Raw genomic sequence first — 11,880 nt, 5'->3', positions numbered from 1 at the left:
TATAGTATCAACCCATGGTAAAACCATAAAATCACCTTCTTAAAAGTTAATTTATTTTTTCTAATAAATCATTACATTTTTCTTCATTATTTAGTATTTTTTATTCTAATTACTTTTTTAAAAGTTTATAATAAGGTATAATATATATAACAGGATGTCGGATATTCGCTGACAAGTTTTAATACATTGTTAATCTTGTTATTATCGACTTCAAATTTCTTACGTATTATTCAAACTAGATTCAATGTTATTTCACTATAGTTTTGTATGATTTCATACAGTTGAGCATATTTCTTCATCCTGTTATATTTTAAAGTGTTACCTTAGTAGGTAATGCTTTTTTATTTCTTATACTCTAAACCCATCGAATTCTACGGGTTTAAATTACTTCTTATATTTATAACTAATCAGTCTCAATTGATTTAATAATTCATTAGCAAATTCTAATACTTCTTCATCTGACATAGTATTAACATCAAACCCACCAAATCCCATGATGACGTTTTTATGTAGAATAAATTTAATAGCTTCTTCTGGAGAAGTAAATTCTTCTGGCAGGGAAGGCTTGTTTTTGTAAGGATTCTTTACGTCAGAATTGCCTACTAAATAATCTATAGTAGTATCAAATATTTTTGCGATTTTACTTTTTACATCATCACTAGGAACTCTATTCCCAGCTTCATATTGTGAAAGGGTAGAGTTACTTATATTTAATATTTTTGCTAATTGTAGTTGCGATAATTCTTTTTCTTCTCTTAATTGTTTTATTCTTTTGCCTAATTTATTTTTCATATATACCACCTTTTACAATATGTAAATTACTTATATTATATCAGAAAATAAAATAAATAAAATAATTTTTACGAAACGTCAAAAAAGCACTTGACTTTTACACTTAGTAAATATATAATTAAATTAAGATTTACAGTTAGTAAAAGAAAAGGAGTGAGAACAGATGAAAGGAACTCTAGAAACTATAAGAATAGCTAAAGGGTATAGTCAATCTGAAATGGCTAGAAAGCTTGAAATTCCGACTTCTACTTATTATGTATATGAGACTGGAAAAAGAAAAGTTCCTATGGATATTGCTGAAAAAGTATCTAAAATACTTGGTGAAGATATAAATGATATTTTTTTACCTGCTACTTTTACAGTTAGTAAAACAAAAACAAATCATACTGCGTAAATAATTACTAAATTAATTATCTCATGATAGTAGTTGCCAAGAAACGAGTAAAAATTGGTAAGTGAGGAACTAGAAGGAGGTGAAGAGAAGTGGAAAAAGAGATAAAAGAGATTTTATTAGAACAGTTAAAGTTACTAGCAAAAGATAATGAGAAAAATGGTGACCCTGAACAAATTAGAAAAAATGTTGAAACCATTATTAATTTAGTAATATTTCTTACAAATAATTTTTAATTATCTTTTTCTTTAATTGATGAATGAATAATTTTATACATTTCAGCAACATTTTCAGCTACTTTATTGTTTAATTCATGAATAGAGCCATACTCATTTCTATGTGGAACGAATTTATCCATAGCTTTTAATGTAAGTTGTAATGCTATATCTGATTTATCCATATTTATCACCTCCTTCACAGGTGATAAGTTCAGGGTCAAAATTATTATATCACAATAGAAATAAACGATACAGCGTCGGAGGTTTTAAGGAGGCTGTAATCTTAGTAAATGAGGGACTATGAGGAGGTGAGAAGAAGTGGAAAATGTAAAAGGAAATAAATTGCAATATATAAGGAATGACAATCAACACAGATTTAAAATAAATGGACAAGAAATTAAACAAATAATTGACTTTAAATTGATTGTCAAACCTCAAAATTGTGCTACTTTAAGCCTGACTATTGATATATCAAAATTAGATTTAGATATATCTTAAGGGAATAGTTTAGATATAAAATCAACTGTTTCTTTAAGACCATGTTTAAATAGGAGAAATAAATAATTATTCCTCCCATTTTTGGAAAAAGTCATTTTTTAATAATCATTAGCATGGAGGAGGTGTAGTTAATGGGTGATGATTTACTTTTTACAGTGCCACAAGTAGCAGCAATATTGAAAGTAAATAATAACAAAGTTTACGCTCTATTTAGAGCAGGAATGTTAACACCTTTGAAGTTAGGAAGATATAAAGTTTCTAGGAGTGAATTAATAGCCTTTGTAGAGTCCTATAAAGGAAAAGATTTATCTGACTTAAGTAATGTAAAAAGTATAAGTTGGTAAAAAAATGAAAGGAGGTGTCTTGATGACACCCAAGAAAAGAGTTATTGCTAGTTATGTAGGAAAAGTTAGGGACATGCCAAGGTTTAAAAAGGCGAGTAATAATTAATTCTTAATTATATTTTATAACGAAAGTAGGTGAAAATGAATGGGGAAAAGATACGGAAACTTGTATAAAATAGCTAGAAAAAATACGAATTTAACTCAAGAAAAAGCAGCACAATTTTTAAGAGTATCTAAAGATTCTCTATCAGCATATGAAAGAGGAATAACACCAACTCCAGATGATATTGTATGTAAAATGATAGAGCTTTACAAATCTGAATGGTTAGCTTATGAACATTTAAGGCAATCTACAATGGTTGGAAGAAAGTATTTACCTGAAATAAATCATTCAGATATAGCAGAATCAGTATTGAAGTTCCAAAAGGAAATAGATGATTTAAGTTCTGTAAGAAGAGATATGTTTTCAATAGCTTGTGATGGAGTGATAGATAACGAAGAATTAAATCGCTGGAATCAAGTTACTAAAGAAGTTCATGAAGTAGCAGGAGCAGCATTAAATTTAATTTTCACCAAAAATAAAAAGACCTCTCTAGACGGGCATCTAGAAGAAGTCAGCATTTAAAAATATATTATACGTTAATTATATCAAACCGAGGAGGAATGTACAAATGAAATTACCATACGGATCATACTCTAAGAAAGGATTTAGAGGTAGTGGGATGAGATTACATCATAGTGAATATTTCAAATATATATATCAAGGAAAAGAATACTTTTATAAAAAGAAGTTTTATGTATCAGCATATGATGGAGATATTAAATATGAAAAAATAACTGATACAACATTTAAGAAGGCAGTTACAAGAGGAAATATAACAGAAGAATTAATAGTAATAGAAGATTTTGAAGAAATATCTTTTCAAGTTTTATCAGAAATAATATCAGAAGCACATAATATTGGAATTAAATATTCAAAAGAAGCAGTAGAAAATACTTTAGACACAATAGAAGAGCTAGAGAAAATAACAGATAAATTAGATAAACATTTTAAAAGAATTTTATTTAAGTCTAGAGTAAATAATTTTGTTGATTATATCATACCAGTTAAAAGAATGAAGGAGGCAATATAAATGGAAAATAAACTACAAGAAGAATTTTTAAAACTATTTAATAAGATTGAAAATGAAGATACTACAGATCTATTGGAATATTTGAGATTAACTGATTATTTTACTGCTCCTTCATCATCAAAATTTCATGGAGCTAAAGAAAGTGGGAATTTAGAGCATAGTATAAATGTTACAAAATTTGCTTTAGATTTAAATAAAAAAATGAAATTAGAGTTAAGTGAAGAGTCAATAGTTATAGTAGGATTATTTCATGATTTAGGAAAATGTGAGTATTACAATGAACCTAATTACATTAAAAATATATTAAAAAATGGAAAACAAAGCACAACAAAACCTTATATAACCAACGAAGTAAGAAGAGGAGTGCCTCATGAAATTGCAAGCATTCATATGATAGAAGGTCTTGTAGAACTGTCTCAAGATGAAATGTTTGCAATACTTCATCATAATGGCATGTACGGTGACCTCAAGTACCAGTTACAAGGGAATGAAAGAAAATTACAGCAATTAATACATTTTGCTGATATGTGGGCTAGTAGGTTTTTAGAAACGGAGGATGAACAAGATGGAAAATAGAGAATATGTAGAAGAAACAACAGCATTAAGCTTAGTAGAAAACATTAATATTCAGAAGGCTGAACAGTCTATAAGTAAGATACAAAAATTTCAAGGGGTAATTAAACAAGCGTTAGTACCTAAACATGACTATGGAGCATCTTATTATGGAGCTAAAGATAGCTTATTAAAGCCTGGAGCAGAGAAAATATTAATGTTAATGGGATTATCAAGTGAATATGAAATCATAGAAAAGACTCAAGATTATGAAGATGGATTCTTTGCATTTACGGTTAGATGTATTTTGAAAAAGAATGACCAGATTATTACCCAAGGCTTAGGAAGTTGTAATAGTAAAGAAAGGAAATATCAATCAGCTAAACAGGATGTATATATGCTAGATAATACTTGCTTGAAAATGGCTAAGAAAAGAGCACAAGTAGATGCAACACTTACAGTAGCAAGTTTATCAGATATATTTACCCAAGATACAGAGGATATGGCACAATTTGAACAATCTGAAAGAATGGACAACCTTACAGAAAAAGATGCAGAAAATATAAAAGTAACATTTGGAAAACATAGTGGAAAAACATTAGGTGAAATAGCACAAGAAAATCCAAGTTATATAGAATGGCTACATGAAAATGCAAGAGACGATTATATGCAACAAGCAGCAAAAATGCTTATCAAATAATACAGTATCTACATCTTTAAATAAAGTATATGAGGGGTTTATCCCCTCTTTAAACAAAAGAAGGTGATAAAGTGGCAAGACCTATTAAAAAAGGATTAGATTATTATCCTTTAGATGTAGATTTTTTACAAGATATAAAAGTTAGGAAGATTATGAGGGCTTGTGGAATTCAATCTATAACAATACTAATCAGCCTGCTATCTAGTATCTATCGTGATGAAGGGTACTATGTTGGGTGGGACAATGATATGACTTTTCTAGTTGCTGACGAAGTTGGGGCTAGCGAGGGCGCAGTAGTTGAGGTTGTAAATAAAGCAGTCCAAGTAAATTTTTTTAATAAGAATATATTTGATGAATATAAGATATTGACATCTAAAGGAATACAAAAAAGATTTTTAGAAGCAGTTAGCAGAAGGAAAGATATTAATCTTATTTTAGAATATTTATTAATAGATTTAGATAATGATTACATTAATCGAGTTAATGTTAACATTAACTCGATTAATGTTAACAGAAGTACACAAAGTAAAGTAAAGAAAAGTAAAGTAAAGAAGAGTAAAGAATATAACAACAAAAAGAAAGATGATTGTTGTGATGATTTTGATAATGATCTTTTGAATGAAGAGGAATTATCAGATACTAAAAAAGAAAATTTTAAAGTAATAGCTAATCTATATCAAAAATGTGGTTTTACTATTAATGGTTTTACACCAGAATGGATTAAACAAACATTAGAGCAATATGGATTTGAATGGTTTAAAAATGCAATATTATTAGCAGAAAAACATGATGCAAGGTCAAAATCTTATGTAGAAACAATACTTACCAATTGGAATACCAATGGAGGTATGGACCTAGGAGGTAAGAAAAAACCTCAGAAACCTAAAGGGAAGAAAGTACAGACTCAATTTCATAATTTTGAGCAACGTACAACAAAGTATTCTGCTGATGAACTGGAAGCTAAGGTTAGAAAAAAATTTAAAAATAAAATAAGTGGGATGTGATTATTATTAATAAAGTAATACTTATAGGAAGATTAACAAAGGATCCAGAATTAAGATTTTTACCTGGTAATGGAACTGCAGTATCAACATTTACTTTGGCTGTAGACAAGAATCTAAGCAAAGATAAAAAACAAGAGCTTGAAATGCAAAATAAGCCTACAGCAGATTTTTTAAGGACTGTGGTATGGGGAAAACAAGCAGAAAACTGTGCAAATTATCTTGCTAAAGGTAGGCTTGTAGCAGTAGAAGGTAGGATAGAAACTAGAAGTTATGAAAATGCAGAAGGAGAAAGAATATATATTACTGAGGTAGTAGCAGAAAGAGTACAATTTTTAGAGTTTGGAGATAAGAAAGAGACATCTAGTGATAGTGATATAAACAAAGGATTTGTTCCAGTAGATGATGAAGATATACCATTTTAAGGAGGTTTATTAATGCAAATAACAGGGTTAAAAATATCAGATAAAGTTTTATATGAACAGAAACAAAAAGAGTTAGATACTAAATTGAGAAGTTATGTAAGCGACCTTAAACATGATCTACTTCTAGATAATGGATTTAAATTTAATATAAATGTGGGTGCATATGAAAATAAAAAGCTTAATAGAGAATTTAATATAGATGTTGTTAAGGAATTAGATACCCATCAATTAGTACAGGCTATTAAAAAAGCAAATGGAGAGTGATATAAAATGCCATTAACATTAGAAAAAGAGAAATGTTCAGATAGAAATATAGAGCAATTAAAGAGTTTAAGATCACATTTAGAAGAGTTTGCAAAAGAAGATTTAGATTGGAAATTTGACATTTTAGCTTTAGATTATGCAATAGATAAATTAGGTGACAGTAATGACAAAAGAATATAAAGAAATAGTTGATACAGCAGTAAAGATATATTTTAGTAACAATATTAGTGCCAAAGAAGCAATAGAAAAAGCTAAAAGTATATGGAGGACAAAATCATGAAGGTAGGCAAGAGGTATGAAGTAATACAAAGCGGTAGAAAAGGCTATAAGAATAAATTGATAGGAACTGTAGTACAGGAATATCCAAGTTTTTATGTATTAGAGACTAGGAATTACAAGACATGTGTAGATAAAGCAGGAATGATATCAAGTCAATATAATATTACTGCTATATAGGAGGTTGATTAAGTGAAAGTTTTAAAGTGGCCGGGAGCTAAATGGAGTATAGCTAATAAAATTATTTCTTTAATGCCTGAACATAAAATATACTTAGAGCCTTTCTTTGGATCAGGAGCAGTGTTTTTTTCTAAAGCACCTTCATTTACAGAGGTAATAAATGATCTAGATAGTCAAGTAACAAATCTATTTAAAATTATTAGAGATTATCCTGGAGAATTAGCTGAGAAAATATTATTAACTCCATATAGTAGGGATGAATATAAAGAATGTCATAAAATTCAAGGTAATGAAATAGAAAAGGCTAGAAGATTTTTAGCAAGATCTAATATGGCAAGAGCAGGTATGCAATATTATACTTCAAGTTGGCGACATGCAGGACCAGTATTAGGTGCCAAATGTAATCAAAGAGTTATCGGAGAGTGGAATAAATTACCTAGAAGAATTTTAGAAGCAGCAGAAAGACTAAAAGATGCAGAAATAGAAAACACAGATGCTTTAAAATTAATAAAAAAGTATAATCACAAAGATTGTTTAATATATGTGGATCCACCGTATTTATTAAGTACTAGAAAACAAAGATATTATAATGAGGAAATGACAGAAAGTGAAGAACATATTGAATTGATTAAATCATTAAAGTATCATTCAGGAACTGTAATGATAAGTGGTTATGAATCAGATTTATACAATGAATTACTTGAAGGATGGGCTAAGCATGAATTTTATACAAATGCAGAACAAGGAAAAAAGAGAAAAGAAATCATATGGACTAATTATCAAAAATTTAGTCAGATATCTTTGCTTTAAAAGGAGAGTTTAAATATGATAAAGCATTTAAAATATTTGCTAGATGGAACTTTGATGAAGAGATACATCTATAACAATATATTAAGGAGAGGTTAAGCAATGGGAATTAGTTGGAGTGAGGAAGAATATGAAGAATACAAAGTTAAAACAAGAAGTAAACCTAAAAAGAAATCTAAGTATAGAAATAAAAAAGTAACTATAGATGAAATAACTTTTGATAGTAAAAAGGAAGCAAATTATTATCTTAAATTAAAATTATTAAAGCAAGCAGGAGAAATAAAAGATTTTGGATTACAAGAAAAATTTGTACTACAAGAAGGGTTTACTAAAAATGGTGAAAGACATAGACCTATTACATACTATGCTGATTTTATAATAGATAACTTGGATGGTAGCACTGATGTAGTAGATGTAAAAGGTATGGAAACACAAGTATTTAAAATTAAGAAGAAATTATTTGAATATAAATATCCAGATTTAAGTTTAAAGATAATTAAATAAGGAGGTTATCATGAAATTTGGAGATATAGTTATAAATAAAATGTCAAGCAAAGATAACCCTTTTAGAAAAGGTATATTTGTAAAAGAATTACCTAAAACGTATGAGTTTACAGATGGAAAAGGGTGGTTTTGGCAAATATCTAAAGAATGTGAATTTGTAGTAGATAAATCTAATAATGTACTTTATATAGATTAGGAGTGTTTGTAATGTTAGAATATGAACTTTTAACAGTAGTACAAGCAATACCTTATAGGAATTTTAAAGAAAGAATTAGATTTATTAAAAATAATTTACCTTATGTAGATAGAATAAGTTTTGATAAGAATTTTATTTATATAGAAAAGACTATAAAGAATTAAGGGGGCTATCATGCAGATATTAATAGGTGAAGTAAATACAGTTACACATGACGAAAGAAATAAAAGGCTTAATGGAATTAGATTAGTATTAGCAACAAGTGGTTATTGTGAAAAAGAATTTGTGATTTTAGGTGGTGCTGATGAAGAAAACCATAGAAAATTAACAGAAGTAGAATTCGAATTAACAGGTAATTACTTTGGATTTAATAACATAGAAGATTTTAGGCAAGCTTGGAAAGATGGAACTATAGATGGAGTTCCTTATATAGAAAAAGAAAATATAAAGTTAATTAAAGAAAGCAGTATTATAAAGGGGAATTAATATGGAAGACAATAAAAAAGAAATGTTGCAGTATCAAATAAATAGTTTTATAGAAAATGTACTTAGACTAGCAAATAATGAAGGAAAACTGGACCATATAAATATAGATATATCAAATCACAATGGTAATTTACAGATGGACTATACTTTAAAAGATAGAAAGAAGGCATATTGATGAGAAAACCAAGTATGATGGGCTCAAGCAAATATGAATTTGAACCTAATAGGTTTGAGGAAGATGTTAAAAGGCATATAGAAGAATTTAGAGGGAAAAGTGACTCGATAAAAGAGATATTAGAGAATTTAATATTATCAGATTATAAACATCAGGAGAACTTCAATGTTATAATAAAGAATTTAAGGGAATTAGGTAAGGAATATAATTTAATATAGCTCTACTGGACAGCCAGCGGGCACTTCTAGAAATATTCTAGGGGTGTCTTTTATTTTAGGAGGGGAGATATTGCAGCAGCTAATAATAGAATTACAAAACTTAAGAAAGAAATTAAATGAAAACTTAAAAGAGATAGAGAGAAAAGGCTATAAGAAGGCAAAGACAGAGTATAACTATAAAATAGCAGTATCAAAAGAGATAAGAATAGAAAGAGAAAACAAGATGCCAGTAACAATAATTAATGATGTAGTAAAAGGCAAGAAAGAAATAGCACAGTTAAGATTTTATAGAGATAATGCTGCTTCTAGTTACGATGTAGCATATGAGAAACAAAGAGCTATTAAATTAGAAATAGGAATAGTGGAAGGACAGATAAATGCTATAAGAAAAGGGGAGTAGGACAAATGGATATGGGTAGTGGCATAAAAGATTTAAATAGAATATTAAGAATATGGGAATTAAGAAAAGAAGTATATGAAAAAGAAAAAGAATTTATTCAAAAGTGTATGAGCACATCTGACTCAAGTGGATCATTAGATTATTCTAGTGAAAGAGTAACAGGTGGAAAGGTTAAATTAGATATGGCAGAAGGACTTATAAGATTACAAAAATTAGACAGTCATATACATCTACATAACGAAACTATTAAGAATTATAAAGAAATTATAGATAAAATAAAAAGCAATATGAAGCAACTAGAAGGAATAGACTATAAAGTAGTATATTTAAGAGATGTAGAAGGTAAAACTTTAGAAGAAATAGCAGATGAGTTAGGTTATAGTGTAATATGGATTAAAAAAGTATCTGCAAAGAATAAGAAATTGTATACTTAGAGTATACGGAAATTTGGAAATTGCCATGCTATGATGGTATTAAGAGAAAGACCGACGAAATACACAGGCTTTCATCATAAATTTAATATTATATATAAAAGAACACTTAAACGCCAGGAGTGTTCTTTTTATTATGCCAAAAAGGTGAGAATATGAAAATGACAGATAAGAAATTTAATAAGAGTAAATGTAAAAATTGTATATGGAGAACTAAAATAGATTCAAATACTTATTATTGTATGCTACCAAGTTGCAGCAATAAGAAAAAGAAAGGTGATAAAAGTGACTCAAAATGAAAAATCACTAATGGAGGACCTTACAAAAAGAGAGTATGAGTTAAGACAATTAAGAAAAGAGCTTAAAGAGGTACTAGAAAAGTATAATGCAGCAAAAGAAATTATAAAGCAGTATGATAAGTTAATATAGAATATTGTCGAATATTGCGATGAAAATATGAAGGATTGTCCCTTTCTATGTAGAATTTTGTATATATAAAGGGGGTGAATTTATGGGAGTATACGATGCTTTAAAAGATGCAGTTAATATAGCTCAAAAAGCAGATAATGTTGAGTTATATAGGGCATTACTTGATGTACAAAAAGAAAGTTTAGACTTATTGGAGGAGAATAAGAATTTAAAAGAAAAAATTAAAGAATTGAAGGATAACACCGAAATAAGTAAATCACTAATTTTTAAAAATAATAGTTATTACAAGAAAGATGATATTGAGTATAAAGAACCTTATTGTAGTAATTGTTGGGATAATAATCAGAAACTTATTAGAATGCATCTCAGAAACATATATCCAGGTACATTAACTGCTATATGTAATACATGTAAGACTAGTACAAGAACTGGGGAGTCATATAATATCTAAAACGAACAAAAACATAACTTCTTTTTTAATAAATTTATTAATCATAAAATCATAGTTTTCAATGATATAATATATCTGTTATTATATTAAATAAGTGATATTGATTTATAATCATATAATATAAATTTTAGTATTATAAGGGGTAGAATTTTTATGGAAAACAATGGTGATTTGATACTTAATAATTTTTTTTCAAAAAACACTTTTAGAAATTTGATAGATGGCAGAATTGCAGAAAAATATAATATATGTATAAATAACTATATTTCAGAAAAGAAAGATTTAACTAATAAAATGGCAATAAATTATATATATAAATACTTAGAAAAGAATTATAGAAATGAGTATTTTTATAAGAATACATTATTTAATAAACTTTTATTAGGTAGGCATAGTTTAAATACTACGACTGCACTTACTGAAATACCAATAGCAAAATCTAAAGCTGATTATATAATGATTAATGGAGAAGCAGTAGTATATGAAATAAAGACTGAATTAGATAATTTTGAGAGATTAAATTCTCAAATTGATGATTACTACAAAGCTTTTACTAATGTTTGTTTAGTAACTAGTGAATCAAATTATTTAAAAGCTAAAGAAAAGTTGAAACAAACAAACGTAGGTATTTATGTATTAACAAGTCGAAATACATTAAGCTATAGAAAAAAAATAATGACTGATAGTACAAAGCTGAGATATAATGAAATATTTAAAATTATAAGAAAGAATGAATTTGAAAACTTAATTCTCAGTGAGTTTGGATACCTTCCAGAAACTACAGATTTTAATTACTACAAAAAATGTTTTGAACTAATTAAAACAATAAATATTGAAAAATTACAATCCTTAATGATAAAAGAGCTTAAAAAAAGGGATAAAACAATGATAGAAAAATATAAGAATATCGTTCCATATGAGTTAAGATTTATTATGTATTTTCTTAATTTAAAGAAAAAAGATTATAAACTATTAGAACAATTTCTAGAAAAAAAATGGGGGGATTAAA

At 27.7% G+C, this 11,880-nt stretch carries 28 protein-coding genes; 26 read left to right on the top strand and 2 right to left on the bottom strand.

The features are described from left to right. Positions 1 to 384: 384 nt before the first annotated feature. Positions 385 to 792 carry a helix-turn-helix domain-containing protein gene (locus D3Z33_RS14865; protein WP_160198564.1) on the bottom strand — a complete coding sequence of 136 codons (408 nt, stop codon included), beginning with the start codon at positions 790 to 792 and terminating at the stop codon, positions 385 to 387. Positions 793 to 955: 163 nt separating this feature from the next. Here D3Z33_RS14865 and D3Z33_RS14860 point away from each other — a divergent pair, with 163 nt between their 5' ends. Both D3Z33_RS14860 and D3Z33_RS14855 read left to right on the top strand, forming a co-directional pair. Beyond that, positions 956 to 1,186, top strand: coding sequence for a helix-turn-helix transcriptional regulator (locus D3Z33_RS14860; RefSeq protein WP_160198563.1), 231 nt, complete (start codon positions 956 to 958; stop codon positions 1,184 to 1,186). An 89-nt stretch (positions 1,187 to 1,275) separates the two neighbouring features. Beyond that, the gene (locus tag D3Z33_RS14855; protein WP_160198562.1) at positions 1,276 to 1,419 is read left to right on the top strand and encodes a hypothetical protein; all 144 of its coding nucleotides are present in this window, start codon (positions 1,276 to 1,278) and stop codon (positions 1,417 to 1,419) included. Here D3Z33_RS14855 and D3Z33_RS14850 read toward each other — a convergent pair. Continuing rightward, entirely contained in the window at positions 1,416 to 1,583 is a 168-nt protein-coding gene (locus D3Z33_RS14850) for a hypothetical protein (RefSeq protein ID WP_160198561.1), read from the bottom strand. The genes D3Z33_RS14855 and D3Z33_RS14850 overlap by 4 nt on opposite strands. Positions 1,584 to 1,719: 136 nt before the next feature. On the opposite strand from D3Z33_RS14850, the gene D3Z33_RS14845 reads away from it, so the two are divergent. The 24 genes from D3Z33_RS14845 (at position 1,720) to D3Z33_RS14735 (ending at position 11,879) form a co-directional block, all read left to right on the top strand. Beyond that, positions 1,720 to 1,899, top strand: coding sequence for a hypothetical protein (locus D3Z33_RS14845; RefSeq protein ID WP_160198560.1), 180 nt, complete (start codon positions 1,720 to 1,722; stop codon positions 1,897 to 1,899). Positions 1,900 to 2,030: 131 nt separating this feature from the next. Then, complete coding sequence (locus D3Z33_RS14840; RefSeq protein ID WP_160198559.1) at positions 2,031 to 2,243, top strand: helix-turn-helix domain-containing protein; 213 nt, start codon at positions 2,031 to 2,033, stop codon at positions 2,241 to 2,243. Between the two features lie 145 nt (positions 2,244 to 2,388). Beyond that, positions 2,389 to 2,868 carry a helix-turn-helix domain-containing protein gene (locus D3Z33_RS14835; RefSeq protein ID WP_160198558.1) on the top strand — a complete coding sequence of 160 codons (480 nt, stop codon included), beginning with the start codon at positions 2,389 to 2,391 and terminating at the stop codon, positions 2,866 to 2,868. Between the two features lie 46 nt (positions 2,869 to 2,914). After that, the gene (locus tag D3Z33_RS14830; RefSeq protein WP_160198557.1) at positions 2,915 to 3,376 is read left to right on the top strand and encodes a hypothetical protein; all 462 of its coding nucleotides are present in this window, start codon (positions 2,915 to 2,917) and stop codon (positions 3,374 to 3,376) included. Next, positions 3,377 to 3,952, top strand: a complete 576-nt coding sequence (locus D3Z33_RS14825) for an HD domain-containing protein (RefSeq protein ID WP_160198556.1) — start codon at positions 3,377 to 3,379, stop codon at positions 3,950 to 3,952. After that, positions 3,942 to 4,628, top strand: a complete 687-nt coding sequence (locus tag D3Z33_RS14820; RefSeq protein WP_243153528.1) for a hypothetical protein — start codon at positions 3,942 to 3,944, stop codon at positions 4,626 to 4,628. Before D3Z33_RS14825 ends, D3Z33_RS14820 begins: the two co-directional genes overlap by 11 nt. A gap of 71 nt (positions 4,629 to 4,699) precedes the next feature. After that, on the top strand, positions 4,700 to 5,632 hold the full coding sequence (locus D3Z33_RS14815; protein ID WP_160198555.1) for a Lin1244/Lin1753 domain-containing protein: 933 nt from the start codon (positions 4,700 to 4,702) through the stop codon (positions 5,630 to 5,632). Between the two features lie 5 nt (positions 5,633 to 5,637). Beyond that, on the top strand, positions 5,638 to 6,054 hold the full coding sequence (locus D3Z33_RS14810; protein WP_160198568.1) for a single-stranded DNA-binding protein: 417 nt from the start codon (positions 5,638 to 5,640) through the stop codon (positions 6,052 to 6,054). Positions 6,055 to 6,066: 12 nt separating this feature from the next. Beyond that, positions 6,067 to 6,318, top strand: a complete 252-nt coding sequence (locus D3Z33_RS14805; protein WP_160198554.1) for a hypothetical protein — start codon at positions 6,067 to 6,069, stop codon at positions 6,316 to 6,318. A gap of 6 nt (positions 6,319 to 6,324) precedes the next feature. Beyond that, on the top strand, positions 6,325 to 6,498 hold the full coding sequence (locus D3Z33_RS14800; RefSeq protein ID WP_160198553.1) for a hypothetical protein: 174 nt from the start codon (positions 6,325 to 6,327) through the stop codon (positions 6,496 to 6,498). Positions 6,499 to 6,594: 96 nt separating this feature from the next. Then, the gene (locus D3Z33_RS14795; RefSeq protein ID WP_160198552.1) at positions 6,595 to 6,774 is read left to right on the top strand and encodes a hypothetical protein; all 180 of its coding nucleotides are present in this window, start codon (positions 6,595 to 6,597) and stop codon (positions 6,772 to 6,774) included. Between the two features lie 12 nt (positions 6,775 to 6,786). Beyond that, positions 6,787 to 7,584 (top strand): DNA adenine methylase, encoded by a 798-nt coding sequence (locus D3Z33_RS14790; RefSeq protein ID WP_160198551.1) that lies wholly within the window; start codon positions 6,787 to 6,789, stop codon positions 7,582 to 7,584. 99 nt (positions 7,585 to 7,683) lie between these two features. Continuing rightward, positions 7,684 to 8,085 (top strand): DUF1064 domain-containing protein, encoded by a 402-nt coding sequence (locus D3Z33_RS14785; RefSeq protein WP_160198550.1) that lies wholly within the window; start codon positions 7,684 to 7,686, stop codon positions 8,083 to 8,085. Positions 8,086 to 8,095: 10 nt separating this feature from the next. Further along, positions 8,096 to 8,281 carry a hypothetical protein gene (locus D3Z33_RS14780; protein WP_160198549.1) on the top strand — a complete coding sequence of 62 codons (186 nt, stop codon included), beginning with the start codon at positions 8,096 to 8,098 and terminating at the stop codon, positions 8,279 to 8,281. A gap of 11 nt (positions 8,282 to 8,292) precedes the next feature. Next, positions 8,293 to 8,445 carry a hypothetical protein gene (locus D3Z33_RS14775; RefSeq protein ID WP_160198548.1) on the top strand — a complete coding sequence of 51 codons (153 nt, stop codon included), beginning with the start codon at positions 8,293 to 8,295 and terminating at the stop codon, positions 8,443 to 8,445. Positions 8,446 to 8,455: 10 nt separating this feature from the next. Then, positions 8,456 to 8,767 carry a hypothetical protein gene (locus D3Z33_RS14770; RefSeq protein ID WP_160198547.1) on the top strand — a complete coding sequence of 104 codons (312 nt, stop codon included), beginning with the start codon at positions 8,456 to 8,458 and terminating at the stop codon, positions 8,765 to 8,767. 1 nt (position 8,768) lies between these two features. Continuing rightward, positions 8,769 to 8,942 (top strand): hypothetical protein, encoded by a 174-nt coding sequence (locus tag D3Z33_RS14765; protein WP_160198546.1) that lies wholly within the window; start codon positions 8,769 to 8,771, stop codon positions 8,940 to 8,942. Continuing rightward, the gene (locus D3Z33_RS14760; protein WP_160198545.1) at positions 8,942 to 9,160 is read left to right on the top strand and encodes a hypothetical protein; all 219 of its coding nucleotides are present in this window, start codon (positions 8,942 to 8,944) and stop codon (positions 9,158 to 9,160) included. The genes D3Z33_RS14765 and D3Z33_RS14760 overlap by 1 nt, the downstream gene beginning before the upstream one ends. A gap of 70 nt (positions 9,161 to 9,230) precedes the next feature. Then, entirely contained in the window at positions 9,231 to 9,560 is a 330-nt protein-coding gene (locus D3Z33_RS14755; RefSeq protein ID WP_160198544.1) for a hypothetical protein, read from the top strand. 5 nt (positions 9,561 to 9,565) lie between these two features. Next, positions 9,566 to 9,994, top strand: a complete 429-nt coding sequence (locus D3Z33_RS14750; protein ID WP_160198543.1) for a sigma factor-like helix-turn-helix DNA-binding protein — start codon at positions 9,566 to 9,568, stop codon at positions 9,992 to 9,994. Positions 9,995 to 10,152: 158 nt separating this feature from the next. Continuing rightward, on the top strand, positions 10,153 to 10,290 hold the full coding sequence (locus D3Z33_RS16580; protein ID WP_207708355.1) for a hypothetical protein: 138 nt from the start codon (positions 10,153 to 10,155) through the stop codon (positions 10,288 to 10,290). After that, complete coding sequence (locus tag D3Z33_RS14745; protein ID WP_160198542.1) at positions 10,277 to 10,420, top strand: hypothetical protein; 144 nt, start codon at positions 10,277 to 10,279, stop codon at positions 10,418 to 10,420. The genes D3Z33_RS16580 and D3Z33_RS14745 overlap by 14 nt, the downstream gene beginning before the upstream one ends. An 82-nt stretch (positions 10,421 to 10,502) precedes the next feature. Next, positions 10,503 to 10,871, top strand: coding sequence for a hypothetical protein (locus D3Z33_RS14740; RefSeq protein WP_160198541.1), 369 nt, complete (start codon positions 10,503 to 10,505; stop codon positions 10,869 to 10,871). Between the two features lie 153 nt (positions 10,872 to 11,024). Beyond that, a complete protein-coding gene (locus D3Z33_RS14735; protein WP_160198540.1) occupies positions 11,025 to 11,879 on the top strand; it encodes a sce7726 family protein in 855 nt (284 codons plus the stop codon). Position 11,880: the final 1 nt, after the last annotated feature.

It is taken from the genome of Senegalia massiliensis, assembly GCF_009911265.1.
In the GTDB taxonomy this organism is placed as follows: domain Bacteria; phylum Bacillota; class Clostridia; order Tissierellales; family SIT17; genus Anaeromonas; species Anaeromonas massiliensis_A.
Note: the sequence above shows the minus strand (reverse complement) of the source record. Positions and strands in the feature narration are given on the sequence as shown.

Bases quoted from the DNA above. Each gene is read 5' to 3' on its own strand.
- D3Z33_RS14865 (WP_160198564.1), bottom strand. From the start codon at position 792: ATGAAAAATAAATTAGGCAAAAGAATAAAACAATTAAGAGAAGAAAAA.
- D3Z33_RS14860 (WP_160198563.1), top strand. From the start codon at position 956: ATGAAAGGAACTCTAGAAACTATAAGAATAGCTAAAGGGTATAGTCAA.
- D3Z33_RS14850 (WP_160198561.1), bottom strand. From the start codon at position 1,583: ATGGATAAATCAGATATAGCATTACAACTTACATTAAAAGCTATGGAT.
- D3Z33_RS14840 (WP_160198559.1), top strand. From the start codon at position 2,031: ATGGGTGATGATTTACTTTTTACAGTGCCACAAGTAGCAGCAATATTG.
- D3Z33_RS14835 (WP_160198558.1), top strand. From the start codon at position 2,389: ATGGGGAAAAGATACGGAAACTTGTATAAAATAGCTAGAAAAAATACG.
- D3Z33_RS14830 (WP_160198557.1), top strand. From the start codon at position 2,915: ATGAAATTACCATACGGATCATACTCTAAGAAAGGATTTAGAGGTAGT.
- D3Z33_RS14825 (WP_160198556.1), top strand. From the start codon at position 3,377: ATGGAAAATAAACTACAAGAAGAATTTTTAAAACTATTTAATAAGATT.
- D3Z33_RS14820 (WP_243153528.1), top strand. From the start codon at position 3,942: ATGGAAAATAGAGAATATGTAGAAGAAACAACAGCATTAAGCTTAGTA.
- D3Z33_RS14805 (WP_160198554.1), top strand. From the start codon at position 6,067: ATGCAAATAACAGGGTTAAAAATATCAGATAAAGTTTTATATGAACAG.
- D3Z33_RS14800 (WP_160198553.1), top strand. From the start codon at position 6,325: ATGCCATTAACATTAGAAAAAGAGAAATGTTCAGATAGAAATATAGAG.
- D3Z33_RS14795 (WP_160198552.1), top strand. From the start codon at position 6,595: ATGAAGGTAGGCAAGAGGTATGAAGTAATACAAAGCGGTAGAAAAGGC.
- D3Z33_RS14785 (WP_160198550.1), top strand. From the start codon at position 7,684: ATGGGAATTAGTTGGAGTGAGGAAGAATATGAAGAATACAAAGTTAAA.
- D3Z33_RS14780 (WP_160198549.1), top strand. From the start codon at position 8,096: ATGAAATTTGGAGATATAGTTATAAATAAAATGTCAAGCAAAGATAAC.
- D3Z33_RS14775 (WP_160198548.1), top strand. From the start codon at position 8,293: ATGTTAGAATATGAACTTTTAACAGTAGTACAAGCAATACCTTATAGG.
- D3Z33_RS14770 (WP_160198547.1), top strand. From the start codon at position 8,456: ATGCAGATATTAATAGGTGAAGTAAATACAGTTACACATGACGAAAGA.
- D3Z33_RS14765 (WP_160198546.1), top strand. From the start codon at position 8,769: ATGGAAGACAATAAAAAAGAAATGTTGCAGTATCAAATAAATAGTTTT.
- D3Z33_RS14760 (WP_160198545.1), top strand. From the start codon at position 8,942: ATGAGAAAACCAAGTATGATGGGCTCAAGCAAATATGAATTTGAACCT.
- D3Z33_RS14750 (WP_160198543.1), top strand. From the start codon at position 9,566: ATGGATATGGGTAGTGGCATAAAAGATTTAAATAGAATATTAAGAATA.
- D3Z33_RS16580 (WP_207708355.1), top strand. From the start codon at position 10,153: ATGACAGATAAGAAATTTAATAAGAGTAAATGTAAAAATTGTATATGG.
- D3Z33_RS14740 (WP_160198541.1), top strand. From the start codon at position 10,503: ATGGGAGTATACGATGCTTTAAAAGATGCAGTTAATATAGCTCAAAAA.
- D3Z33_RS14735 (WP_160198540.1), top strand. From the start codon at position 11,025: ATGGAAAACAATGGTGATTTGATACTTAATAATTTTTTTTCAAAAAAC.